The sequence below is a fragment of the Kitasatospora sp. NPDC057692 genome (assembly GCF_042799475.1).
In the GTDB taxonomy this organism is placed as follows: domain Bacteria; phylum Actinomycetota; class Actinomycetes; order Streptomycetales; family Streptomycetaceae; genus Kitasatospora.
On sequence record NZ_JBHVIV010000049.1, the window covers coordinates 18,723 to 43,362 of the forward strand.

Sequence of the window (24,640 nt, forward strand, 5' to 3'; positions counted from 1 at the left end):
TCTCCAGCAGAAGACGCCGATGCCCGTGGGCACCTGCGGTGATGACTGAGGGTTAGGGAATGCGGGCCTCGCTGGCGGCCGGAGCACGGGGGTTGACCGGTTACCGACCCCACAATATGCGCGAAACGTGCACTACGCACAGGTTTCGCCCGATGCCGTGATGACTTGAATGCTCTCCGTGACTCATTCTTCACTGTTCCCGATCAGGAGCCGTTCCAACTCTTTTCGGCCGGGAAGTCCTGCGGGTTGTTCGATCCGGCCGCTGCGGACGTACAGGAACGAGGCCGTGACCTGCTCCGGCGGAACGCCCGCCTGTTCGGCCCAGGCCAGCCGGTAGACGGCGAGTTGGAGCGGATCGGCGGTCTCCTCGCGGTGCGTCTTCCAGTCCACCACTTCGTAGCGTGACGCGCCGCCCATTTCTGACCCGCCGTCACCCTCACGATAGACCGCGTCGATCCGGCCGCGCACCACCCGTCCCGCCAGCACCAGCTGGAACGGCGCCTCGACCCGCAGCGGCTCGCGGTGCGCGTACGGGGTGTGCAGGAAGGCCTCCTTGAGGCGTTCGAGGTCCTGCTCGTCCTCGATGCCGTCGTCGTCGGCGCCGGGCAGCGCGCCGGGGCCGATCAGCATCAGCGGTTCGATCCTGGACTGCACCCAGGCGTGGAAGCGGGTGCCGCGCCGGGCGGCGGGCTGCGGCGGGCGGGGCATCGGGCGGGCCAGGTCGTGCGCGAAGCCGTCCGGGTCGGCGGCCAGCCGCAGCAGCTGGGTGGCGGAGAGCGAGGGCGGCAGCGGCACCTGCCGCACCCGGGTGCGGGAACGCTCCAACTCGCCGACCAGCGCGGTCAGGTCGCGGTCCCAGGACTCCACCAGCCGGCGGTCCTCGGGGGCCATCGGCTCGGGCTCGGGGGCGGGCGCCCCGGCCAGCCGGCGGTGCACGACCTCGGCGACCCGGCGGCGGGCCCGCTGGGCGTCCGGGTCCAACGGCAGCGGCCAGGGGCGTTCGACGGGCGCGGCGAGCGCCGGGTTCTCCTCCCCCTCGGCGGGCGGCTCGGCCCAGGCGGCGAGCTCGCCGTTGCCGGGCCGCCCGGCGTGCTCGCGCAGCTGCTCCAGGAAGGCGGACGGGCCGCGCGGGGACTTCTGGCTGGGCCCCCACCAGTGGCCGGAGGCGAGCAGCAGGGCGCGCGGGCGGGTGAAGGCGACGTAACCCAGGCGCAGCTCCTCGGTGGCGGAGTGCTCGGCGAGGGCCGCCTTGAACTCCTTCACGGCCTTGGCGTTCCAGCCGCCGCGCACATCGGGCAGGGTGGCGGCGTCGCCGCGCAGGGCGTGCGGCAGGACGCGCTTGGCGCTGGTCCACCGCTCGCGCGGAGACGAGGACGGGAAGGCGCCCTTGACCAGGCCGGGGACGGCGACGACGTCCCACTCCAGGCCCTTGGACTTGTGGGCGGTGAGGACCTTGACGGTGTCCTCGCCGCCGGGCAGGCCGGCGTCCAGGCCGCGGTCGTGCTCCTGGGCGGCGCGCAGGAAGCCGAGGAAGGCGGCGAGGCCGGGGTCGCCGTCGAGGTCGGCGAAGGAGGCCGCGACGTCGAGGAAGGCGTGCAGGGTCTCCCGGCGGCGGGCGGCCAGCGCCTGCGGGGAGGCGGCGAGCTCCACCTCCAGACCGGTGACGGCGAGGACCCGGTGCAGCACGTCCATCAGCGGATCGGCGAGCGAGCGGCGCAGCTCGCGCAGCTCGCGGGCGAGCCGGGCGAAGCGGACCCGGGCCTCGGCGGAGAAGGGCAGCTCGTCGGCCTCCTGCGCGTCCAGGAAGGTCTCCAGGGCGTCGGCGAGCGAGACGACCTCGGTGGGGTCGGTCTCGGCGACGGCGGCGGCCAGCGCCTCGACGCCCTCGGGGCGCTCGGTGCGGACGAGTTCGGCGGCGCGCCGGCCGAGCAGTGCGAGGTCGCGCGGGCCGATCCGCCAGCGCGGGCCGATCAGCAGCCGGACCAGGGCGGCGTTGGCGGTCGGGTCCTGGAGCACCTCGCAGACCGCGACCAGGTCGGCGACCTCGGGCAGGTGGAGCAGCCCGCCGAGGCCGACCACCTCGACCGGCACGTCCCGGGCGACCAGCGCGGCGTGCACGTCGGGGAAGGCCGCGCCGCCCCGGCACAGCACGGCGATCCGGCCGGGGGCGGTGCCGGTGCGCACCAGGTGGGCGATCTCGTCGGCGAGCCAGTCGACCTCCTCGGCGTGGGTGGGCAGCAGCGCGGCCCGCACCAGGCCGTCGGACTCGGCGCCGGGGGCGGGGCGCAGCGCCTCGACGCCCTCGTGCATGGCGCGCAGCGGCGCCGCGAGGTCGTTGGCGAAGGCGAGCAGCCGCCCGCCGCTGCGGCGGTTCTCGCTGAGCGCGTACCGGTCGGCGGGGGCGCCGTCGGCGTTCGGGAAGTGGCGGGGGAACTCGTCGAGGTTGGCGACGGAGGCGCCGCGCCAGCCGTAGATGGCCTGGCAGGGGTCGCCGACGGCGGTGACCGGGTGGCCGGGGGCGGTGCCGTCCTGGCCGGCGCCGAAGAGGCCGGCGAGCATCAGGCGCTGGGCGACGGAGGTGTCCTGGTACTCGTCGAGCAGCACGACCCGGTACTGCTCGCGCAGCAGGGCGCCGACCTCGGGGCGCTGCTGGGCGAGGCGGGCGGCGGCGGCGATCTGGTCGCCGAAGTCCATCAGGCCGGCGGTGGTCTTGCGGCGCCGGTAGTCCTCGACGAGCCGCAGCAGTTCCAGGCGGGCGCGGGCGGTGGCGGGCACGGCCCGCAGGTCCTCGTTGCTGAGCCGCACGCCGGCGAGGGTGTCGAGCAGGCCCTCGTCGAAGGCGCGCAGTCCGGCGGGTTCGACGAGGTGCTCGGCGAGTTCGCCGTCGAGGGCGGTGAGGTCGGCGACCAGGTTGGCGAAGGTGCCGGTGAGGGCGGGGAACGGGCCGCGGGCGGTGCGCAGCACCTTGGCGGCGAGCTGGAAGCGGGTGGCGTCGGCGAGCAGCCGGGTGTCGGGCTCGATGCCGATGCGCAGGCCGTGCTCCTTGAGCAGGCGGCCGGCGAAGGCGTGGTAGGTGGAGATCTCGGGCTCGCCGAGGGCCTCGCCGTCCTCGGGGTCGGCCACCCCGGCGCGGTGCAGCGCGGCCCGGACGCGTTCGGCGAGTTCGCCGGCGGCCTTGTTGGTGAAGGTGAGGCCGAGGACCTGTTCGGGGCGGACGGCGCCGGAGCCGACCAGCCAGACGACCCGGGCGGCCATCACGGTGGTCTTGCCGGAGCCGGCGCCGGCGACGATGACGGCCGGCCGCAGCGGGGCGCCGATGGCGGCCATCTGCTCCCGGTTGAAGGGGATGCCCAGCAGCTCCTTGAGCTGGTCGGGATGGCTGAGCACGGCGGTCACCACGCAACGGTAGCCGGGGGCGCCGACAGCCGGGCGCCGCTGTGGCGACGGCCACGTGCCGCGTCCGCCACACCGGCCGGCCGCGCGCCGGCCGCACCGCCGTCCGCACCGCCGCACCGCCGGCCGCGGCGGACGGCTACTCGACGAGCTGGGCGCCGTCGCGCTGGGCGGAGCAGCTGCGGCGGAAGGCGCAGCGGTCGCAGCCTCCGCCGGTCTGCGGGACGAACCGCTCGGCGAGGACCCGCCCCGCGGCGTCGGCGAGCAGGTTCTCGATCCACGGCTCGCCCTCGGGCGGGTCCTGGCGCTGCACCTTGGGCGCGTCGGCGACGGCCTTGTCGGGCTTGCGCAGCTGGACGAGCTCGGCGCCGCCGGACTCGGGGGCGGCGGCGTCGAAGCCGGGCAGCCCGTTGAGGGCGCCGGAGCGGACGGCGAGCTGGTAGACGGCGAGCTGCTTGTGCTCGGGCAGGGACCGGTCGGTGGGCGTCTGCTTGCCGGTCTTGAAGTCGACGACGTAGGCGCGGCCGGCCTCGTCCTTCTCCACCCGGTCCATCGAGCCGCGGATGCGCACCTGGACGCCGCCGGCGTCGAGGGTGACGTCGAAGCCGTGCTCGGTGGCGACCAGGTCGCGGCCGCGGGCCATCACGTGCCAGGTGAGGAAGCGTTCCAGGGCGGCGCGGGCCTCGGTCTTCTCCTGCTGGGACTTCCACGGCGCGTCGAAGGCCAGCGCGTCCCAGACGGTGTCCAGGCGCTCCATCAGGACGGCGAGGTCGGCGGGGGTGCGCCCGGAGCCGACCTCGTCGGCGAGGGCGTGCACGACGTTGCCGAAGCCCTGCGCGGCGGAGGAGGTGCCGCGGGCCTTGACCTCCTTGTCGAGGAACCACTGCAGCGAGCAGTCCTCCAGCTGTTCCAGGCCGCTGCCGGACAGCCGCACCGGCAGGTCGGCGGAGCGCAGCGGGTCGGGGGCGGCGGTGGGGTCGTCCAGGCCCCACCAGGTCTCGGGGCGGGCGGCGGGCACCAGCGGGCGGTCCTCGTCGTCGGTGGCGAGGGCGAGGGTGGCGAGCCGTTCGGCGGCGGCCCGGCGCAGCTCGGGCGAGCGGTCGGGGTCGACGGTGACCGCGCGCAGCTCGGCGACCAGCGCGGGCACCGCGAGCGGGCGGCGCGGGCGGTGGGTGACGTCCTCGACGGTGACCGGCGGGGTGCGGCGCAGGACGCGGCCGGTCCTGGGGTCGACGTCCTCGCGGTAGAGCTCGCGCAGGAAGCGGGACGGCTGGTCTCCGTCGTCGGCGGGGGCCTTGACGGCGGTGACGACGAGCCGGTCCTTGGCGCGGGTGGCGGCGACGTAGAAGAGGCGGCGCTCCTCGGCGAGCAGGGCGGCGGGGGTGAGCGGCTCGGCGAGGCCGTCGCGGCCGATCCGGTCGGCCTCCAGCAGGGAGCCGCGGCGGCGCAGGTCGGGCCAGAGGCCGTCCTGGACGCCGGCGACGACGACCAGCCGCCACTCCAGGCCCTTGGCGCGGTGGGCGGTCATCAGCCGGACGGCCTCGGGGCGCACGGTGCGCACGGTGAGGGTGTCGGCGGCGATGTCCTGGGCCTCCAGCTCGGCGAGCAGGTCGAGGGCGCCGCGGTGGCCGGTGACCTGCTCCTCGGCGCGGGCGGCGGTCTCGAACAGGGCGCAGACCGCGTCGAGGTCGCGGTCGGCGTTGCGGCCGGCGGCGCCGCCGCGCAGGGCGGCCCGCTCCAGGCGTTCGCGCCAGCGGCGGGAGCCGTCCCACAGCTGCCAGAGGGCGTCCTCGGCGGTGCAGCCGCCGGCCAGGGCCTCGCGGACCTTGCGCAGCAGGGTGCCGAGGTCGTGGGCGCGGCGGGCGTACGGGGCGTCGACGACGGCGAGGCGCTCGGGTTCGGCGAGGGCCTCGCGCAGGAGTTCGCCGGCCGGGCGGGGCACGGCGGCCGGGGCGCCGGCACCGTTCGCGGCCCCGGCGCGCAGGGCCGCGCGCTCCTCCTCGCGCAGGGTGCGGCCGAGGCGGCGCAGGTCGGCGCCGTCGAGGCCGCCGAGCGGGCCGGTGAGCAGGGCGTGGGCGAGGTCGGTGGTGAGCGGGTCGGGCGCACCCGGGCCCGCGGCGTCCGCACCGTCGCGGTCGTCCGCACCGTCGCGGTCGTCCGCACCGTCACGGTCGTCCAGCCGGTCGCGGACGGCCTGCTCGGCGCAGACCCGCAGGGCGAGCAGCAGCTGGGCGACGGCCGGCTCCTCGCGCAGCGGCAGGTCGTCGCCGTCGATCTCCAGCGGGACGCCGGCCGCGCCGAGCGCCCGCCGCACGCCCGGGATGGACCGGGCGCCGGCCCGGACCAGGACGGCCATCTCGCCCCACGGCACGCCGTCCTCCAGGTGGGCGCGGCGCAGCAGGTCGGCGATCGAGTCCAGCTCGGTGCCGGGCGTCGGGTAGGTGTAGACCTCGACCCGGCCGCCCTCCCGGGCCGGCAGCGGGGCGCGGTGCTGGGCGAGCTTGTCGGCGGGCAGCCGGCTCATCGGCATCCGGCGGGTGAGTTCGCGGGCGGCGGCGAGCAGCACGGCGCCGGAGCGGCGGGAGACCCGCAGCACCTTGACGTCGGCGGGGCGGCCGTCGGTGTGCCGGAAGGTCTGCGGGAACTCCAGGATGCCGTTGATGTCGGCGCCGCGGAACGCGTAGATGGACTGGTCGGGGTCGCCGACGGCGACCAGCTCGCGCCCGCCGCCGGCGATCCGGTGCAGCAGCCGCACCTGGGCGGGGTCGGTGTCCTGGTACTCGTCGACGAAGACGGCGTCGTAGCGCTCGCGCAGGCCCCGCTCGACCTCGGGGCGGTCGGCGAGCAGCACCGCGCGGTGCACCAGCTCCGCGTAGTCGAGGACGCCGCGCAGGTCCAGGACGTCCAGGTAGTCGGCGAGGAAGTGGGCGGCGGCGGCCCAGTCGGGCCGCTGGACGCCCTCGGCGAACCGGGCCAGCTCGGCCTCGCCGAGGCCGAGCTCGCGGCTGCGGGCGAGCACGGCGCGGACCTCGTCGGCGAAGCCGCGGGTGGTCAGGCAGGCCCGCAGGTCCAGCGGCCAGGCGATCCTGGAGCGGCCGCGCCGGGCGTCCTCGGCGCCGCCGGCGAGCAGTTCGCGGACCATGACGTCCTGCTCGGGGCCGGAGAGCAGGCGCAGCGGCTCGGCGTAGTCGGCCGGGTCCTGGTGGGCGCGGAGCAGGGCGTAGCAGAAGGAGTGGAAGGTGGTGGCCTGCGGGGCGGCGGCGCGGGAGCCGGTGCCGGTCGCGGAGAGCCGGCCGGCCATCCGGTCGCGCAGTTCCATCGCGGCCTTGCGGCTGAAGGTGAGGACGAGGATCCGCTCGGGGTCGGCGCCGTCCTCGATCCGCCGGGCGACCGCCTCGACGAGGGTGGTGGTCTTGCCGGTCCCCGGTCCGGCGAGCACCAGCAGCGGGCCGCCCGCGTGCTCGACCACGGCGCGCTGGTACGCGTCGAGCTCGGGCGGGGCGGGCGGTACGAGGGGGCTGCGCACCAGACGGTAGGGGGAGGTCACGGACGTCCTGGGGGTCGTACTCGGGCAACTGCGGGCGGGCCCGCCGAGGGGCCCGCCGTATCGAGCCTACGATCCTGCCCCGTCATTCCCGTCCGCGCACGGGATTGCGCAGATCCCGGCCCGGCTCACTCCCCGGCGGGCCGGCCGTCCCAGCGGGCGCGCCGCAGGTCGACCCGGGGCGGGTCGGCGAGCTCGCGCAGCGGGGTGCCCTCCTCGCCGTAGTGGGCGAGGGCGCGGTGCTCGTGGCCGGGCAGCAGTCGGCCGTCGGCGCGGATCACCCGCCACCAGGGCACGGCGCCGCCGTACAGGGCCATCACCCGGCCGACCTGCCGGGGGCCGCCCTGGCCGAGGTACTCGGCGACGTCTCCGTAGGTCATCACCCGGCCGGGTGGAATCCGCTCGGTCAGGTCGAGCACCAGTTCCGCGAAGGGCGGCAGCCCGGCGGGGCCGGTGCCGTCGGGGGCGTCCGTCACCTGCGGCATTCTTCCGCATCCGGCCGGTCCGCGGGCCCCGGGCGAACGATCCGCCGCGCCCGATCCGGCCCCTGTCCAGCACGGGGCGCCGCGGCATGCCACCATCTTCGGGGCGGTGAGTGGTGATACGAGGACAAGACCAGATGACCGGGACGGCTGACGTGGGTGTGGACGAGGGCTCCGACGAGTCCTCCGACGGCATGCCCGCGGAGGGCGGCGGCGACGCCGCCACCGAGGCACCACCGGAAGTCTCCCTGATCAAGGACCGGACGATCAAGAGCCCGCAGTCGGCCCGCCCCGCGAGCGGGGCGCCCGCCGTCGTACCGAACCAGCCGACCGGGCCCGCGGCGGTGCCCGGGCCGCCGGCGTCCGAACCCGCCGCGGCCGCGCCCGGGCCCGGGCCCGCCGCGGCCTCCCCGGCCCCGCTGGACGACGCCCCGCACCTGGATGTCGACGAACCGCTGCTCGCCGCCCGCGCGCACCGGCCCTCCGACCTCATCCGCTTCCTGGCCGGCGTCTTCGGCATCGTCGCGGTCTTCGTACTCGCCGGGGTGGCGACCTCCACCACCACCGGCATCGAGATCGACATCGCCGAGAACGCGCCCCGCTTCTCCCCGGTGCTCACCACCATCACCGGCCTGGTCTCCAACGTCGCGGTGCTGGCCGTGCCGCTCGCCTTCGCGGTCGAACGGCTGATCAAGCGCGACGGCCTGCGGGTCGCCGACGGCGTGCTCGCCTCGGTGCTGGCCTACGGCGTCTCGCTGGGCATCGACTGGTGGGTCGCCGAGGGCGCCTCCGACCACATCAGGGACGCCCTGACCCGCTTCCCGCTGGACTCCGTCGGCACCCTCACCGACCCGGTGCACGGCTACCTCGCCCCGGTGATCGCCTACATGACCGCGGTCGGCATGTCGAGCAGACCCCGGTGGCGGGTCGCCCTGTGGGTGGTGGTCGTCTTCAGCGGCATCACCGAGCTGCTCGGCGGCTACACCACCCCGCTGTCCCTGCTGCTCACCGTCCTGATCGGCTGGTCCGTCGCCTACGGCACCCTGTACGCGATCGGCTCGCCGAACATCCGGCCCACCGGCCAGCACCTGATGATCGGCCTGCGCAAGGTCGGCTTCACCCCGGCCAGCGCCCACCGCGCCCCCGACGCCCCCGGCGGCACCCGCCGCTACCTGGTCGCCCAGCAGAGCGGCCCGCCGCTGGACGTCCACATCGTCGACCGCGAGCAGCAGGCCTCCGGCTTCTTCTACCGGGCCTGGCGGCGGCTGCGGCTGCGCTCGGTGGCCGTGCGGCGCAGCCCGCAGTCGCTGCGCCAGGCGCTGGAGCAGGAGGCGCTGATCGCCTACGCGGCGGCCGCCTCCGGTGCCCGCGCCCCGCAGCTGGTCGCCACCTCCGAGCTGGGCCCGGACGCCGCGATCCTGGTCTACGAGAACGTCGAGGGCCGCACTCTGGACGACCTCGCCGACGAGGAGGTCACCGACCGGGTGATGGCCTCGCTCTGGGAGTCGGTCGCCGCCCTGCACGAGCGCCGGATCGCCCACCGCCGGCTGACCGGCGAGTCGCTGCTGGTCGTCGACGGGAGGACGGCCTGCCTGGTCAACCTCTCCGGCGGCGACATCGCCGCCACCGACCTGACCCTGCGCATCGACGTCGCCCAGCTGCTCACCACCTTCGCACTGCGGATCGGCCCCGAGCGGACGGTCGCCACCGCCAACGCGGTGCTCGGCGCCGAGCGGGTCGCCCAGTCGCTGCCGCTGCTGCAGCCGGTCGGCATGAGCCGCTCGACCCGGGTCGACCTGAAGAAGCTCACCAAGGAGCGCAAGGCCGCCGCCCAGGCCCGGGCGCTGGAGCAGGTCGCCGCGGGCGAGCGCACCCAGCAGCAGGCCGAGGAGGACATCGCGGTCGCCGGCGAGGACCTGCTCAGCCGGATCCGCGCCCAGATCCTGCAGATCGCCCCCGAGGCGCCGATGGAGCCGGCGAAGCTGGAACGGCTCAAGCCGAAGAGCCTGATCATGGTGATCGCGCTCACCTTCGCCGCCTACCTGACGCTGACCACCGTCAAGCCGGCCCAGCTCAAGCTCTCCCAGATGGACTGGGCCTGGGCGGCGGCGGCGCTCGCCGCGGCCGCGTTCTCCTACGTCGCCGCGTCGATGAGCCTGACCGGGTTCGTCCCGGAGAAGCTGCCGTTCCGCCGCACCGTGGCCGCCCAGCTGGCCGGCTCCTTCGTGAAGCTGGTCGCCCCGGCCGCGATCGGCGGCATCGCGCTGAACACCCGCTACCTGCAGAAGGCGGGCATCCGCTCCGGCCAGGCGGTCGCCTCGGTCGGCGCCTCCCAGCTGGCCGGCCTGGCCGGGCACCTGCTGCTGCTGTTCAGCTTCGGCCTGATCACCGGCAGCCAGACCAACGGCGACCTCTCCGCCTCCCGCGCGGTGATCATCGGCGTGCTGAGCGCCGCCGTGCTGGCCCTGGTGGTCGCGGCGGTGGCCCCGCTGCGGCGGTTCGTGCTGAACCGGCTGCGCGCGCTGTTCTTCGGCGTGGTGCCCCGGATGCTCGACCTGATGCAGCGGCCCAGCAAGCTGGTCACCGGCTTCGGCGGCATCCTGCTGCTGACGCTCTCCTTCACCGCCTGCCTGGACGCCTCGGTGCAGGCCTTCGGCGGCTCGATCTCCTTCTCGGCGGTCGCCGTGGTCTTCCTGACCGCCAACGCGGCCGGCTCCGCGATCCCCACCCCCGGCGGCATCGGCCCGGTCGAGGTCGCGCTGATCGGCGCGCTCACCTTCGCCGACGTGCCGACCACCGTCGCCACCCCGGCGGTCTTCCTCTACCGGGCGCTCACCTTCTGGCTGCCGGTGCTGCCCGGCTGGATCTCCTACAACATGCTCCAGCGCAAGGGCGCGCTGTAGGTCCCCGGACACGCGGAAGGGCCCGCCGGAGCGGGCCCTTCCGGTCGTCGCGCGGGGATCAGTACACCGGCTTGTGCGGCTCGATCTGGTTGATCCAGCCGAGCACGCCGCCGCCCAGGTGGACGGCGTTGGCGAAGCCGGCCGACTTCACCACGGCCAGCACCTCGGCCGAGCGGACGCCCGACTTGCAGTGCAGCACGATCTTCCTGTCCTGCGGCAGCTGCTGCAGCGCGTCGCCCATCAGGAACTCGTTCTTCGGGATCAGCACCGCGCCGGGGATGTTGACGATCTCGTACTCGCCGGGCTCGCGGACGTCGATCAGGAAGATGTCCTCCTCGTCGTCCTGCCACTGCTTGAGCTGCTTCGAGGTGATCGTCGAACCGGCGGCCGCCGCCTGCGCCTCCTCCGACACGACTCCGCAGAAGGCCTCGTAGTCGATCAGCTCGGTGACGGTCGGGTTCTCGCCGCAGAGCGCGCAGTTCGGGTCCTTGCGGACCTTCACCTGGCGGTAGTTCATCTCCAGGGCGTCGTAGATCATCAGCCGGCCGACCAGCGGGTCGCCGACCCCGGCCAGCAGCTTGATCGCCTCGGTGACCTGGATCGAGCCGATCGACGCGCAGAGCACGCCCAGCACGCCGCCCTCGGCGCAGGACGGGACCATGCCCGGCGGCGGCGCCTCCGGGTAGAGGCAGCGGTAGCAGGGGCCGTGCTCGGCCCAGAACACGCTCGCCTGGCCGTCGAAGCGGTAGATCGAACCCCACACGTACGGCTTGCCGAGCAGCACCGCGGCGTCGTTCACCAGGTAGCGGGTGGCGAAGTTGTCGGTGCCGTCCACGATCAGGTCGTAGCCGGAGAAGATCTCCATGACGTTGGAGTTGTCCAGGCGCTCCTCGTGCAGGATCACCTCGACGTAGGGGTTGATCTCCTTGACCGAGTCCCGCGCCGACTCGCCCTTCGAGCGGCCGATGTCCGACTGGCCGTGGATGATCTGACGCTGCAGGTTCGACTCGTCGACCACGTCGAACTCGACGATGCCGAGCGTGCCCACCCCGGCCGCCGCCAGGTACATCAGCGCGGGCGAGCCCAGGCCGCCGGCGCCGACGCAGAGCACCTTGGCGTTCTTCAGCCGCTTCTGCCCGGCCATGCCCACGTCGGGGATGATCAGGTGGCGGGAGTACCTGCGGACCTCGTCGACGGTGAGCTCGTCGGCCGGCTCGACCAGGGGTGGCAGCGACACGGAAACTCCGATGGTCGTCAGTTCAGGTGGCCAGGGCCAACCTCTAGGGGCATGTTGCTCCGCCACCGAGGTGGCTCTGCTACGCCAACAGTGTCACGCCGCTCCGGTATTCCGAGACAGCTCGTCCGATGGGCGAGACGACCCGCGCCGGATGGTGGGACCACGGAGCAGGCCCCGGACAGGCCCCCTCAGGGGCGTCCGGGGCCTGGCGCGCGGGCCTCCGGGGCCCTGCCGGGAGACACGGCCGGGGGTCAGACCCGGCAGGCCGTCTCCAGCCAGACGTCGCCCAGCGACTCCTCCAGCGGCACCTGCGTCCGCCAGCCGAGACGGTCCCGGGCGGTGCGCACGTCCGCCTGCCGCCACGGCACCGGCTCGCCCGCGGCCACCCGCCCCTCCCCCGGCCGCGGCTCCGCGGGACGGTGGCCCGGCAGGTGGTGCGCGGGCACGTGCCCCGGCACGTGCTCGACCGGCCCGCCGGCCTGCGCGGGCAGCACGACCTGCCGGTTCTCCTCCAGGACGGTCCCCTCGAAGCCGGACGCCCGGACCAGCAGCTGGGCCGCCTCCCGCGCCCGCACGGCGTGCCCGCTGCCGACGTTGATCACGCCCGTCGCGGCCGACACCGCCGCCGCCTGGATCGCCCGCGCCACGTCCCGCACGTCGACGAAATCCCGGTATCCGGACAGGTCCGGCATCCGCACCTGGGACTCCTCGCGCTCCAGCGCCCGCCGCAGGCCCTCCGCCAGCCGTCCGAACAGCGAGGCGGTCGGCGCCCCCGGCCCCACCACGTCGAACACCCGCAGCACCGCCGCGTCCAACCCCGAGGCCAGCACCAGCTCCGTGCCGGCCAGCTTCGACACCCCGTACGGGCCCACCGGGCGCGGCTCGGCGCTCTCCGACACCGGGACCCCGCCCGGCACCGGCCCGTACTCGGCCGCCGAGCCGACGTGCACCAGCCTGGCGGGCTCCCGGCTGCGCCGGATCCCCTCGCAGACCGTCGCCACGGCGAGCGTGTTGGCCCGGATCAGCGTGCGCGAGCTGCCGTAGGTGGCGCCCGCGCAGTTGATCACCACCTGCGGCGCGACCGCGTCCAGGAACCGGGCCAGCGCGCCCGGACTGCCGGTGGTCAGGTCGAAGCGGATGTCGGCGGAGTCACGCCGGCCGAGCACCGTCACCTGCAACTCCGGATCCACGAGCAGGCGGTCGGTGACCCGACGGCCGATGAAGCCGTCGGCGCCCAGCAGCAGCACCCTCATCGGGGGCGTCCTTCCACGAAGCCAGACCGAGGCACGGCCTGGCGGGTCCGAGTGAACAACGGGAGATCGAGCGGATCGAAGGCGGGGGGATCGAACGGTCGGCGCGCACCGGTCCGCGCCCGGGGGGTCACCGGTACGCCTCGGGACGGTCCGGCACCGGCCACGCGTACGCCAGCGCCACCGCGCCCCCCGCGAGCGGTGCGGACACCGCCGCTGCCGGACCTCCGCCGGACCGGTCGGCTCCACGGCGGGCGGGCGGCGCGGCACCCTCGGTGAGCAGTGCAACGCGCACGGGGGACCTCCAGAGCAGAGCGGATCGACGGACGGCTGGGCGGACCTGGTGGGCCGGGCGGACCGGTCGGGCCGAGCGGGCGCCGCGTCCGGCGCGTGCGCCGCGGGGCGGCCCGGGGCGGGGGACGGCGGTCCGCGGCACGGCGCCGCGACCGGGCCGGCGACCGTCACCGGCGCCGGCGTCCCCCCGTGCGGCCTCCCTCCGGACGCTCCGGCGGCCGCGACTCCCCCACACCTGTTCGGTCCGACAGCAGAAAGGTAGGTCCGGCCCGGGGCAAACCATCGGTCACATGCCTGGCTGCCACCTGAACGAGTGAACCGGAGTGACCTCGTCCCGATCCTGGCGTTAACGGCACCCGATCACCGGGTGTCCACCGCACCCCGCCGTCCCGCCCCGCCGTCGCGCGGGCGGTCAGGCCCGCCGGAGCAGCTCGCGCACCGCGCGGGCGACGGCGTCGGGGTGCTCCGTCATGGCGACGTGCCCGGACTCCGGGAGCACCGGCAGCCGGGAGTCCGCGAAGGCCGCGCAGGCCCGGCGGGCGGAGCGGTAGGGGACGAGTTTGTCGCGCAGCCCGTACACCAGCAGGACCGGGGCCTCCACCCGGGCGGCCTGCCGCCACAGCGCCTGGTCGCCCCGCTCGGTGCAGGCGGAGACGATCCCGCGCGCCGAGCCGGCCAGCGCCCGCATCGCGTAGGGCAGCTCGACGGTGCGCGGCGGCGCCAGGGCGGCCGGTTCCGGGAGTATCTGCTGCTCAGCGCTGTCCATGGGGGACGATGGTAGTGAGCCGGTACCGCCGCGGCCCACCGGCCGCCCGGTCCCGCGGGGTTCTCCTTTGCCTCGTGCTCAGCACTGCCGACGGCCGTGGTGGGCGCCGTATTGTGGGCTCCTGACAAGGGGGATCGCCGCTTTTCTCGTGCCTGGCAAGCGCGAACGCGGTTACCCGAAAGTAGAATCGGTCATCTTGCCGACCCCGTACGACCCGTGAAGTGAGGAGCGCCGTGACGGCCATCCAGGAGGCGCAGGAGCGCCCGCGCGGTGCCCGCCTGCCGCGAAGCGCCCGCCGTGAACAACTGCTCGGTGCCGCCCAGGAGGTGTTCGTCGCGCAGGGTTACCACGCGGCCGCCATGGACGACATCGCCGACCGTGCCGGGGTGAGCAAGCCGGTCCTGTACCAGCACTTCCCCGGGAAGCTGGAGCTCTACCTGGCGCTGCTGGACAAGCACTGCGACGCCCTGGTCGACTCGACCCGCGAGGCGCTGGAGACGACCACCGACAACAAGCTCCGGGTGGCGGCGACGATGGAGGCGTACTTCAACTACGTCTCCAGCGAGTCGGGCGCCTTCCGGCTGGTCTTCGAGTCGGACCTGACCAACGAGCCGGCCGTGCGCGAGCGGGTCGAGCGGGCCGCCGAGGCCAGTGCGACGCTGGTCAGCAAGGTGATCCAGGAGGACACCGACCTGCCGGAGGCGGAGTCCAAGCTGCTGGCCGCGGGCGTCTGCGGCCTGGCCCAGATCACCGCCCGGTACTGGCTGTCGCAGGGCCTGGAGATCCCCCGCGACGAGGCGGTCCGGCTGGTCGCCAGCCTGGCCTGGCGCGGGCTGAAGGGCTTCCCGATGCACCCGAACAACGACGGCCCGGAGGCCCCCGCGGCGGGCCGGTGATCCACCGGCCTTCGCCTCGGCCCCGATCCGGTGCTCTATGGTGAAGCCGTACGGCGCGGTCGCCGGGCCCGCTTGTCCCAGGCGGCGCGGTGCCGCGCGTGGATGGCTGCAACCCCGGAGGGACGGAAGCCGTGGAGGTCAAGATCGGCGTGCAGAACGCGCCTCGCGAGATCGTGATCGAGAGCTCGCAGACTGCCGATGAGGTCCAGAGCGCGGTCGCGAAGGCGCTGGAGGGCACCGAGAAGCTCTTCTCCCTGAGCGACGAGCACGGCCGACGCATCATCGTCCCGGCCGACCGCCTGGCGTACGTGGAGATCGGCGAGTCGGCCGCGCGCAAGGTCGGCTTCGGCACGCTCTGAGCCACGGGCCTCGCCCGGTGCCCCGTCCCCTCGGCCGAGGGGGCGGGGCACAGTCGTCCCCGGGGACGGGCACCCGGTGCGGCCGGGGCCTGGTGTACGGGCGGGGCGGCCGGGGTACGGCGACAGTGCGGCCGGCCTCGCGCCGGGCGCCCGTCCCCGGGGAGGCATCCTTGTTGGTCGAGACGTTCGCCTTCGCCCTCGTCGGCGTGGTCGTCGGCGCCGCCGCGCTGCTGTCGTGGCCCGCGTACTTCCCGGCGGGGCGGCCGATGACCGCGGGCACGGCCCTCGGCTCGGCGCTGCTCGCCGGGGTGGTCGCCCACTTCGTGCTGGACGGCCGGTACCCGGCGGCGAGCATCGCCGTCTCGGCGGTCGCCTCGGCCCTGTTCACCTCGGTGCTGGCCCGGCCCGACCTGGCCGCCGGCCGGGCGCCGGCGCACCGCCACCGCCAGCACCGGGCGGGCGCGCACCGGCGCCACCGGCACGCCTGAGCCGCCCGGGCGGGCGGGGGGGGTCAGGACGCCAGGCCGAGCGCCGCCATCCGGCGGGTGTGCGCCTCGGTGATCCGGTTGAACATCTTGCCGACCTCGACCAGGTCGAAGCCCTGCACCCGGACGCCGCCGACCAGCAGGTTGGAGAGCGCGTCCCGCTCGGCGACCACCCGCTGCGCCTGGCTGAGCGCCTCGCCCATCAGCCGCCGGCCCCACAGGGCGAGCCGGCCGCCGGCCCGCGGATCGGCCTCGATGGCCTGGCGGACCTTGTCGACGGCGAACTGCGCGTGGCCGGTGTCGGACATGACGCCGAGGACGAGGTCACGGGTGTCGTCGTCGAGCCGGACGGCCACCTCGCGGTAGAAGTCGGTCGCGATGGCGTCCCCGACGTAGGCCTTGACCAGGCCCTCCAGCCAGTCCGAGGGCGCGGTCATCCGGTGGAAGAGCTCCAGCGGCTCGACGAACGGCCGCATCGCCTCCTGCGGGTCGGCGCCGACCTCGGCGAGCCGGTCGTGCAGCCGCTGGTAGTGCTGGAACTCGGCGCAGGCCATCCGGGCCAGCGCCGCCTTGTCGGCCAGGTCGGGCGCGAGCTTGGCGTCCTCGGCGAGCCGCTCGAAGGCGCTCAGCTCGCCGTACGCGAGGGCGCCGAGCAGGTCCAGTACGGCGGCCCGGTAGCCCGGATCGGCCGAGCAGGCCGCCCAGTCGCCGATCGAGCCGGCCGCCACGTCGTCCTGCGTCTCACCACGGTTCTCCATGACCCGCCACCTTAGTGCCGCTCCGTCCCCGGCCACCTCTTCCACCGCTCCGACCTGCGATGTCGTCCGCGTCACGTGTTCGAGTCGTCGGGTGACTGTATGGTGGTACGGAGGCCCGTCGTGCTCGCACGGTGTCACCGCCGTCTCGGTGCGCCGCGCAAGCCCGCTCCGCAGCGGCTCCGTCCCCACGGACGCGCAGCACGGAAGCCGGGTTCTCAACGTACGCGGATGCCCGGTCGGAGAGCCGATCGGCTCCGACCAGGGTTTGGACCTCAAGCCTTGGCACCGCATGTGGCCGAGCGAGGGCCGCCGAGACCGCGCCGGTCGGCGCAGGTCCCGCGCAGGTCCCTCACGGGAATCCTCCCCGACGCCGCCGGCGACGCGCCCCCTTGACCGGGCCGCGCGCACCGGCCGGCCGCAGGGACCGGCGCGGTTGTGCGTCCGCGCAGCTGTATTCGGGGCCCTCCGGGCCCGTACGCAGCCGCGCGGCTGCCCGCCCGCCGCTCGCTCTCGGCCCCTCCACACGGAAGAGGCAGCACCCTGTCCACCACCGCTGAACCCACGAAGACGACCTTCCGGGACCTCGGGATCCTCCCGGAGACCGCCGAGGCCCTCGAATCCGTCGGCATCGTCCACCCGTTCCCGATCCAGGAGATGACCCTGCCGGTCGCGCTGACCGGCCACGACGTCATCGGCCAGGCCAAGACCGGCACCGGCAAGACCCTCGGCTTCGGCCTCCCGCTGATCGAGCGGGTCGTCGTGCGGGCCGACGTCGACGCCGGGCGCGCGCAGGAGGAGCAGCTCACCGACTGCCCGCAGGCGCTGATCGTCGTGCCGACCCGCGAGCTGTGCACCCAGGTCACCAACGACCTGCAGACCGCCGGCAAGGTCCGCGACGTGCGCGTGCTCGCCGTCTACGGCGGCCGCGCCTACGAGCCGCAGGTCGAGGCGCTGAAGAAGGGCGTCGACATCGTCGTCGGCACCCCCGGCCGCCTGCTCGACCTGGCCGGCCAGAAGAAGCTGAACCTCTCCCAGGTCCGCTCGCTGGTCCTGGACGAGGCCGACGAGATGCTCGACCTCGGCTTCCTGCCGGACGTCGAGAAGATCATCACCATGCTGCCGGCCAAGCGGCAGACCCTGCTGTTCTCGGCGACCATGCCGGGCCAGGTCATCAGCCTCGCCCGCCGGTACATGAGCCAGCCGACGCACATCCGCGCCGCCGCGCCGGACGACACCGGCACCACCGTCGCCAACATCGAGCAGCACATCTTCCGCGCCCACTCGCTGGACAAGGTCGAGATGGTCTCGCGCATCCTGCAGGCCGAGGGCCGCGGGCTGGCGATGATCTTCTGCCGGACCAAGCGGACCGCCGCCGACGTCGCCGACCAGCTCACCCAGCGCGGCTTCGCGGCCGGCGCGGTGCACGGCGACCTCGGGCAGGGCGCCCGCGAGCAGGCGCTGCGGGCGTTCCGCAACGGCAAGGTCGACGTGCTGGTCTGCACCGACGTCGCGGCCCGCGGCATCGACGTCGAGGGCGTCACGCACGTGATCAACTACCAGTGCACGGACGACGAGAAGACCTACCTGCACCGGATCGGCCGCACCGGCCGGGCCGGCGCCTCGGGCACCGCCGTCACCCTGGTCGACTGGGACGACATCCCGCGCTGGCAGCTGATCAACAAGGCGCTGGACCTGCCGTTCAACGAGCCGGAGGAGACCTACTCCACCTCGCCGCACCTGTACGAGCTGCTGAAGATCGCGCCGGGGACCAAGGGCATCCTGCCGCGCTCGGAGCGCACCCGGGCCGGGCTCGGCGCGGAGGAGGTCGAGGACCTCGGCGAGACCGGCGGGCGCGGTTCGCGCTCCGGCGCCCGCGGCCGCGGCGGGCGCGGCGGCTCCGGTCGCACCGGTGCCGCCGCCGAGCAGCCGGCCGAGGCCGAGGAGAAGTCGGCCCGCAAGCCCCGTGAGCGCCGGCGCACCCGCCGGGGCACGGCGGTGGACGGGGCCGCGGACGTCGTCGACGGGGCGCTCGACGCTCCCGTCGCGCCGGAGGCTCCGGCCGCCCCCGCGGTCGAGGGCGGCGAGGAGGAGGCCGCCCCGCGCCGCCGTCGCCGCCGCTCGCGCACCGCGGCGCCGGGCGAGGGCACGGCCGCCGAGGCCGCCGCCACCGCCGTCGAGGAGGCCGCCGCCGTCGAGCCGGCCGCCGCCGAGGCGCCGGCCGCGGAGAAGCCCAAGCGCACCCGCACCCGCCGGGCGAAGACCGAGGCTCCGGCCGAGGCCGAGGCCGCCGCCCCCGCCGGGGCCGAGGCCGCCGCGGAGGCGCCGGCCGCCGAGAAGCCCAAGCGCACCCGCACCCGGACCCGCCGCCCGGCGGCCGCCCCCGAGGCGACCCCGGAGAGCTGACCCGCGTTCCCGGAAGGGGCGGCCCGGACTCCCGGGCCGCCCCTTCGGCATTCCCCGGCGGCGCCCGGCGCATGGGCCCGCCCTTCGAACGCCCGGCGGACGGGAGTCCGAGGACAGCCCCTAAGCTCGGAGTTACCCGCCAGTTCGCCCCGGTCTCCGGAGGTTCGTTCGATGAGCACGCCGCCCTTCCTCACCCTCCCGCCCGGTGCGCGTGCGCTGCGGGTGGCGACGGCCCGCGGCGGGTTCGCGGCGCTGCGGGCCGAGCCCGCCGGGGCGGTGCGCGGCTCCGCGCTGCTGGTGCCCGGGTTCACCGGCAGCAAGGAAGACTTCATCGCGCTGCTGGAGCCGCTCGCCGCGGCCGGCTACCGGGTGACCGCCGTCGACCAGCGCGGGCAGTACCAGACCGGCGGGCCGGACGACCCGGCCGCCTACGCGGTGGCGGCGCTGGGCGCGGACGTGCGGGCGCTCACCGCCGCGCTGCTGGCCGAGGGCGGCACCGGGCCGCTGCACCTGCTGGGCCACTCCTTCGGCGGCCACGTGGTCCGCGAGGCCGTCCTGGCCGAGGCCGGGGAGGCGGCCGGGGCCGCGGACGGCGCGGCGCTGCCGTGGGCGTCGCTGACGCTGATGTCCACCGGCCCCGGGGCGATCGACCCGGCCGAGGCGGAGCGGACCCGGCTGCTGACCGGCGTCCTGCCGACGATGGGCCTGGAGGAGATCTGGCAGGTCATGCAGCAGATGGAGGAGGGCGGCGGGGACCGCGCCCGCCGGCCGGCCCCCGAGGTGGCCGGGTTCCTGCACCGCCGCTGGCTGGCGAACGTGCCGCAGGCGCTGATCACCACCGGCGGCCACCTGGTCGCCGCGCCGGACCGGGTGGCCGAGCTGGCCCCGGTGGTCGCCGCCGGCCTGCCCGCCCTGGTGCTCTCGGGCGTGCGGGACTACGCGTGGCCGGTGCCGGAGCAGACCGCGATGGCGCGGCGGCTGGGCGCCCGCCGGGTGGTGGTGGCGGACGCCGGGCACTCCCCCAACGCCGAGCAGCCGGCCGCCACCGCCGAGGCCCTGCTGGCCCTCTGGGGCTGACTCCCCGGCCCTCTGGGGCCGACACCGGGGCCCCACCTGGACGGTTTCCGGAGGCCCTGGTACAAGGGGGGCGACAAAATTCGTTAGTTGCGGTAATATTTGATTCGGTCCTGGAAACATCGTCGACAGTGCCGTCGGCGTCCCGTCGACGCGATCCATCCGAAACCAGGACTTCACGGACGGGCAACGACCCGGTAGCAGCGCCACCGCAGTGTGGTTCACGAGGGACCACGCGCCTTGGGCGAGCAGGGGGGAGCCCTCTTTGCCGCGACAGCGTTCGGTCGACGATTCGGCCCGACGGACCCCGACCCGGCTGACACCGACTCAGCCACGACCGCCCCGCCCGGCGGGGCCAGGAAAGGACAGGCCCATGCGCTTCGAGATCCTCCGACTGGACGACGCCCACGGCACCGCCACCGACCGCCTCATCGCCGACGCCGAGACCGTCCGCGAGCTCGTCCAGGCCGCCGCCCGCACCGGCGAACGCCTGCTCATCCGTCCGTGCCCGACCGTCTGACCGGGCGCGGCCCCCGGGAGCCCGAGCACTCCCCCGCCGCCGACGAGCCCGGCCCGTCCGATCCGGACGTTCCGATACCCGACTGACGCCCCGTCATCGCCACAGCGAGCGCGGGGCGTCAGTGCGTCCGGGCCCGAACGGCGCCCGCCGCACCGGCTTCGAACGGCGTGTCGAACGCCGGCGGGCCGGCGTACCCCGGCGCACGCCGCCGACGTTTGCCGCCGCCCGCCGCTGGACATTTCCCAACGGGAGCCGCCCGCACCGCGCCCACCCCGCGCCGCGCGGGCGCCCGCCACCGACAGGTGCCGCCGAACCGCCCTCCGTACGGGTGATCGTCCTTGACGCGGCGGTCCGGAGGGAGGAGCGTTGACGGCTATGAGGGGCGAGCCCAGCTGCCCGAGGTGCGCCGGTCGGGTCCGCGCCCCCGGTCTGTTCTCAGACACGTGGCAGTGCGACCGGCACGGCGCCGTGCACCCGATGCAACCGGTGCTGCCCCCGAGCGTGGAGGCGCTCGGCGTCGCCGTCGCCCGCTCGCAGGTCCCCGTCTGGATGCCCTGGCCGCTGCCGGTCGGCTGGCTGTACACCGGGATCGCGCACGTCGGCGACGACCTCTCCGGGGCCCGGGCCACCGCCGTCGCCTGCTCCGGCCCCGCCCCGCTGGGCGGTTTCGGCGAACTCGTGCTGGTCGCCGAGGAGCTGGGCGTGGGGCTCGGCGCCCGGTATGCGGGGATGGCCGGCCCGGACCCGGGCGAGTCGGTGGCGCTCTACAAGCCCGCCGACGCCAAGCTGATGGCGGCCGGGCGGCCGACGCCGATGTTCCACGTGCCGCAGGCCCCGGCGGACCGGGCGGTGTTCGTCGGCGAGGCCCGCGGCCTCTGGCTCTGGGCGGTGGCCTGGCCGGAGCAGTCGGCCCTGGTGATGTACGACGAACTGGTGCTGACCGACCTGCGGGAGGCCGGCGCGGAGCTCGACCTGCTGCCCTGCGGGGCCCTCTCGCCCCGGCTGCTCGGCTGAGCGGTCCGCCGCCCCCACCGCACTATCCTGGGCGTCACCCCGCCGGCAGGCCGTGCCGGCGCCAGCGCCGACCGGCGCCGACCCCCGAGGAGCACCACTCGTGCGCATCGACCTCCACGCCCACAGCAACGCCTCCGACGGCACGGACAGCCCGGCCGAACTGGTCGCGGCGGCCGTCGGGGCCGGGCTGGACGTGGTGGCGCTGACCGACCACGACACGGTGGCGGGCCACGCCGAGGCGGCCGACGCGGTGCACGCGCTGCCGGCCGGCACCCGGCTGACGCTCGTCCCGGGCGCGGAGCTGTCCTGCGTGGTGGACGGCATCTCGATGCACATGCTCGCCTACCTCTTCGACCCGGCCGAGCCCGAGTTCGCGGCGGAGCGCGAACTGGTGCGCACCGACCGGTTCCGGCGCGGGCGGGCGATCGTCGAGCGCTGCCGCGAACTGGGCGCCGACATCAGCTGGGAGCAGGTGCGGCGGATCGCCGGGGAAGGCTCGGTGGGCCGCCCGCACATCGCCAGCGCGCTGGTGGAGGCGGGCGTGGTGGCCTCGGTGTCGGACGCGTTCACGGCGGACTGGCTGGCCAACGGCGGGCGGGCGGACGTCCGCAAGCACGAGACCGACCCGGTGACGGCGGTCCGGCTGGTCCGGGCGGCCGGCGGGGTGCCGGTCTTCGCCCACCCCGGGGCGGTCAAGCGCGGGCGGACCGTCTCCGACCGGGTCATCGCCGATCTCGCGGCGGCCGGACTGGCAGGCCTCGAGGTCGACCACGTCGACCACGACGAGCCCGCCCGCGAGCACCTGCGGGGCCTGGCCGCCGAGTTGGGGCTGCTGACCACCGGGTCCAGCGACTACCACGGCGCCCGCAAGACCGTCCGCCTCGGCGAGTTCACCACCGACCCGGCGGTCTACGAGGCACTCGTGGGCCAGGCGACCGGCGCCAAGCCGATCGGCGGCTGAGCGCCCCGCGCGGGCTCCGTGACGCCGGGTCAGTCCAGCCGGACGCCCCGGCGCTCCGGGTCGCGCAGGTCGGTGCCGTGCTGGAGCCAGCGCTCCTGCAGGGCCGCCGCACCGTGCACCCGCTTCCAGCCCGCCTCGTTGGGCGTCATCGGCAGCAGCGGCAGGAAGCGGACCGGGTCGGCCGGCGCGTCCAGCTCCAGGTCCTCCACCAGCCCGCCGGGTTCGGCCGCCAGGACGGAGGTGAACGGCGCGCCGTCCCAGAGCGGGGCGCCGAGGTCCAGCGAGCCGCCGGGGGCCACCACCAGGCCCTCCACCTGGGGCGTCGCGGCGAAGGTGGCCAGCGACCGGAGCACGCCGTCGCGCCCGCCGCGGATCGTCAGGACCAGTTCGGCGCGCGGGCCGCGGACCTGGTCGACGACCGCCGCGGCCGGGTCGGCCATCGGCGCGGCGGCCATCCCGAGGGTCGCGTAGCGGACCAGGCCCTCGGCGTCGGGGCCGAAGCGCAGCACCTCGATGCGGTCGGCGCCGAGGAAGGTGACGGCGGCACGGCCGCTCGGCTCGCCGAGGACGGTGAGCAGCCGGGCCTCGACCGCGGCCAGCACCTCCGCGCGGGAGGGGCCGTGCGGGCTGCCGCCGGAGGGGTCGCCGAAGAGCGGGAAGTCGTGGGCCATGCCGGTGAGCGTAACCCGCGCACCGCGGGCCGTTGGCACGGCCTTTACGCGAACGCGGGCGCGGCGGAGGCCGCCCGGATGTTAGTGTGAGCGACTGGCTACCGGGGATCCCACTCCTGCGGGGCAGCGGCGCGAAGGAGGTGGTTGCGGTGGATACCAGCCGACCATGCAGTACCGGCAGCTCTACCCGGCCCGGACGCCTTCCCCGTACCCCTCGACGCGCGGGCTGAAACAGCGGGCCTGAGAGACCCCGGCGGTTGCCGGGACTCCTCCCCAGCACCGCGGACCCCAGCCCCCCGTGCCGACGCACGGCGGAACTCCGGTCCGGCCGGGAGAGCACCCCACCGACGTCCGGCCGTTCCGTACCTCCGTGCCCCGGCAAGGCACCCGGGAACGGCCGCAGGCGCCGGAGTCCATCGGTGTTCCTCCGCCGTCGCACCGCGGCCGCCCGTCGCCGCGCCGCCGTGCGTCGGTTCCTGCCCAAGGGAGCCTGCCATGTCGATGATCAACAGCCTGCGCGCAGCCGTCCGCACCAACCGCCGCCGGTCTGCCGCGGCCCTGTTCGACTCCATCCACCCGGGCCAGACCCCGTCCGCGGTGGTCGACTGCGCGGTCTACCAGCAGGGGAGGCGGCACGGCGAGACGTGCAGCCCGCGTGAGGCGGCCCGGCTGGTCAAGGCCTCGAAGCAACTGCCGGACGGTGAAGGATCGTTCAGCTGGATCGGGCTGCACGAGCCGACCGAGGCGGAGTTCGAGGGCATCGCGCAGCGGTTCGGACTGCACCCGCTGGCGGTCGAGGACGCGGTGCACGCGCACCAGCGGCCGAAGGTCGAGCGGTACGACGACGTGCTGTTCGCCGTCTTCAAGACGATCCGGTACCTCGACCACGACCAGCTCACCCCGACCAGCGAGGTGGTCGAGACCGGCGAGCTGATGGTGTTCGCCGGGCGGGACTTCGTCATCACCGTGCGGCACGGCGGGCACAGTTCGCTGAAGGAGCTGCGGCACCGGCTGGAGGCCGACGCGGACGGCTCCGGGCTGCTCGCCAAGGGCCCCTCGGCGGTGCTGCACGCGATCGCCGACCACGTGGTGGACAACTACCTGCTGGTCGCGGACCAGTTGCAGACCGACGTGGACGAGATCGAGTTCGAGGTCTTCTCCAACCGGGGCGGCCGGGGCGCGGACGTCGGGCGGGTGTACCAGCTCAAGCGCGAGGTGCTGGAGTTCAAGCGCGCGGTGACGCCGCTGCTGCGGCCGATGCAGCAGCTGTCGGAGCCGCTGCAGCGGCTGGTCGACCCGGAGATCCAGAAGTACTTCCGGGACGTCGCCGACCACCTGGCCCGGGTCACCGAGCAGGTGCACGGCTTCGACGAGCTGCTCAACTCGCTGCTCCAGGCCAACCTGGCGCAGGTGTCGGTGGCCCAGAACGAGGACATGCGCAAGATCACCGCCTGGGCGGCGATCTTCGCGGTGCCGACCATGATCACCGGCGTGTACGGGATGAACTTCGACTACATGCCGGAGCTCCACCACAAGTACGGCTATCCGATGGTGCTCGGCAGCGTGGTGCTGATCTGCGTCGGCATGTACCGGGGCTTCCGCCGCAACGGCTGGCTGTAGCGGACGTCCC

18 protein-coding genes are annotated in these 24,640 nt (G+C 75.1%); 10 read left to right on the plus strand and 8 right to left on the minus strand.

Going from position 1 to position 24,640, the window contains the following annotated elements:
- Positions 1-183: 183 nt before the first annotated feature.
- From ACFVFS_RS25285 to ACFVFS_RS25295, 3 genes are all read right to left on the minus strand, one after another.
- A complete protein-coding gene (locus ACFVFS_RS25285) occupies positions 184-3,396 on the minus strand; it encodes a UvrD-helicase domain-containing protein (RefSeq protein WP_380626976.1) in 3,213 nt (1,070 codons plus the stop codon).
- Positions 3,397-3,532: 136 nt separating this feature from the next.
- On the minus strand, positions 3,533-6,940 hold the full coding sequence (locus tag ACFVFS_RS25290) for an ATP-dependent helicase (RefSeq protein ID WP_380626977.1): 3,408 nt from the start codon (positions 6,938-6,940) through the stop codon (positions 3,533-3,535).
- A 125-nt stretch (positions 6,941-7,065) separates the two neighbouring features.
- On the minus strand, positions 7,066-7,422 hold the full coding sequence (locus ACFVFS_RS25295) for an MGMT family protein (RefSeq protein ID WP_380626978.1): 357 nt from the start codon (positions 7,420-7,422) through the stop codon (positions 7,066-7,068).
- Positions 7,423-7,556: 134 nt separating this feature from the next.
- Between ACFVFS_RS25295 and ACFVFS_RS25300 the strand changes: the two genes are divergently transcribed.
- Positions 7,557-10,322: a flippase-like domain-containing protein gene (locus tag ACFVFS_RS25300; RefSeq protein ID WP_380626979.1), complete on the plus strand. Its 2,766-nt coding sequence runs from the start codon at positions 7,557-7,559 to the stop codon at positions 10,320-10,322.
- Positions 10,323-10,380: 58 nt separating this feature from the next.
- Here the strand turns inward: ACFVFS_RS25300 and moeZ are convergent, their stop codons facing one another.
- From moeZ to ACFVFS_RS25315, 3 genes are all read right to left on the minus strand, one after another.
- Positions 10,381-11,559: an adenylyltransferase/sulfurtransferase MoeZ gene (moeZ, locus tag ACFVFS_RS25305; protein ID WP_380626980.1), complete on the minus strand. Its 1,179-nt coding sequence runs from the start codon at positions 11,557-11,559 to the stop codon at positions 10,381-10,383.
- Positions 11,560-11,810: 251 nt separating this feature from the next.
- Positions 11,811-12,812, minus strand: a complete 1,002-nt coding sequence (locus tag ACFVFS_RS25310) for an NAD-dependent epimerase/dehydratase family protein (RefSeq protein ID WP_380626981.1) — start codon at positions 12,810-12,812, stop codon at positions 11,811-11,813.
- 703 nt (positions 12,813-13,515) lie between these two features.
- On the minus strand, positions 13,516-13,869 hold the full coding sequence (locus ACFVFS_RS25315; RefSeq protein WP_380626982.1) for an alpha/beta fold hydrolase: 354 nt from the start codon (positions 13,867-13,869) through the stop codon (positions 13,516-13,518).
- A gap of 233 nt (positions 13,870-14,102) precedes the next feature.
- On the opposite strand from ACFVFS_RS25315, the gene ACFVFS_RS25320 reads away from it, so the two are divergent.
- The 3 genes from ACFVFS_RS25320 to ACFVFS_RS25330 all read left to right on the plus strand — a co-directional run bounded on the left by ACFVFS_RS25320 (position 14,103) and on the right by ACFVFS_RS25330 (position 15,612).
- Positions 14,103-14,765 carry a TetR/AcrR family transcriptional regulator gene (locus ACFVFS_RS25320; RefSeq protein ID WP_380626983.1) on the plus strand — a complete coding sequence of 221 codons (663 nt, stop codon included), beginning with the start codon at positions 14,103-14,105 and terminating at the stop codon, positions 14,763-14,765.
- Between the two features lie 131 nt (positions 14,766-14,896).
- Positions 14,897-15,124, plus strand: a complete 228-nt coding sequence (locus ACFVFS_RS25325) for a DUF3107 domain-containing protein (protein ID WP_380626984.1) — start codon at positions 14,897-14,899, stop codon at positions 15,122-15,124.
- Between the two features lie 170 nt (positions 15,125-15,294).
- Positions 15,295-15,612, plus strand: a complete 318-nt coding sequence (locus ACFVFS_RS25330; protein ID WP_380626985.1) for a hypothetical protein — start codon at positions 15,295-15,297, stop codon at positions 15,610-15,612.
- 23 nt (positions 15,613-15,635) lie between these two features.
- On the opposite strand, the gene ACFVFS_RS25335 is transcribed toward ACFVFS_RS25330, so the two are convergent.
- Positions 15,636-16,367 carry a ferritin-like fold-containing protein gene (locus ACFVFS_RS25335; RefSeq protein ID WP_380626986.1) on the minus strand — a complete coding sequence of 244 codons (732 nt, stop codon included), beginning with the start codon at positions 16,365-16,367 and terminating at the stop codon, positions 15,636-15,638.
- Between the two features lie 654 nt (positions 16,368-17,021).
- Here ACFVFS_RS25335 and ACFVFS_RS25340 point away from each other — a divergent pair.
- From ACFVFS_RS25340 to ACFVFS_RS25360, 5 genes are all read left to right on the plus strand, one after another.
- Entirely contained in the window at positions 17,022-18,770 is a 1,749-nt protein-coding gene (locus tag ACFVFS_RS25340) for a DEAD/DEAH box helicase (RefSeq protein ID WP_380626987.1), read from the plus strand.
- Positions 18,771-18,941: 171 nt separating this feature from the next.
- Entirely contained in the window at positions 18,942-19,847 is a 906-nt protein-coding gene (locus ACFVFS_RS25345; RefSeq protein WP_380626988.1) for an alpha/beta hydrolase, read from the plus strand.
- Between the two features lie 370 nt (positions 19,848-20,217).
- Complete coding sequence (locus ACFVFS_RS25350) at positions 20,218-20,364, plus strand: hypothetical protein (protein WP_350563393.1); 147 nt, start codon at positions 20,218-20,220, stop codon at positions 20,362-20,364.
- 375 nt (positions 20,365-20,739) lie between these two features.
- Positions 20,740-21,378 (plus strand): DUF6758 family protein, encoded by a 639-nt coding sequence (locus ACFVFS_RS25355; RefSeq protein WP_380626989.1) that lies wholly within the window; start codon positions 20,740-20,742, stop codon positions 21,376-21,378.
- Positions 21,379-21,478: 100 nt separating this feature from the next.
- Positions 21,479-22,339: a PHP domain-containing protein gene (locus tag ACFVFS_RS25360; protein WP_380626990.1), complete on the plus strand. Its 861-nt coding sequence runs from the start codon at positions 21,479-21,481 to the stop codon at positions 22,337-22,339.
- 29 nt (positions 22,340-22,368) lie between these two features.
- Here the strand turns inward: ACFVFS_RS25360 and ACFVFS_RS25365 are convergent, their stop codons facing one another.
- Positions 22,369-23,010, minus strand: coding sequence for a suppressor of fused domain protein (locus ACFVFS_RS25365; protein ID WP_380626991.1), 642 nt, complete (start codon positions 23,008-23,010; stop codon positions 22,369-22,371).
- Between the two features lie 495 nt (positions 23,011-23,505).
- Here ACFVFS_RS25365 and corA point away from each other — a divergent pair, with 495 nt between their 5' ends.
- Positions 23,506-24,630, plus strand: a complete 1,125-nt coding sequence (gene corA / locus ACFVFS_RS25370) for a magnesium/cobalt transporter CorA (protein ID WP_380626992.1) — start codon at positions 23,506-23,508, stop codon at positions 24,628-24,630.
- The last annotated feature ends 10 nt before the right edge of the window (positions 24,631-24,640 follow it).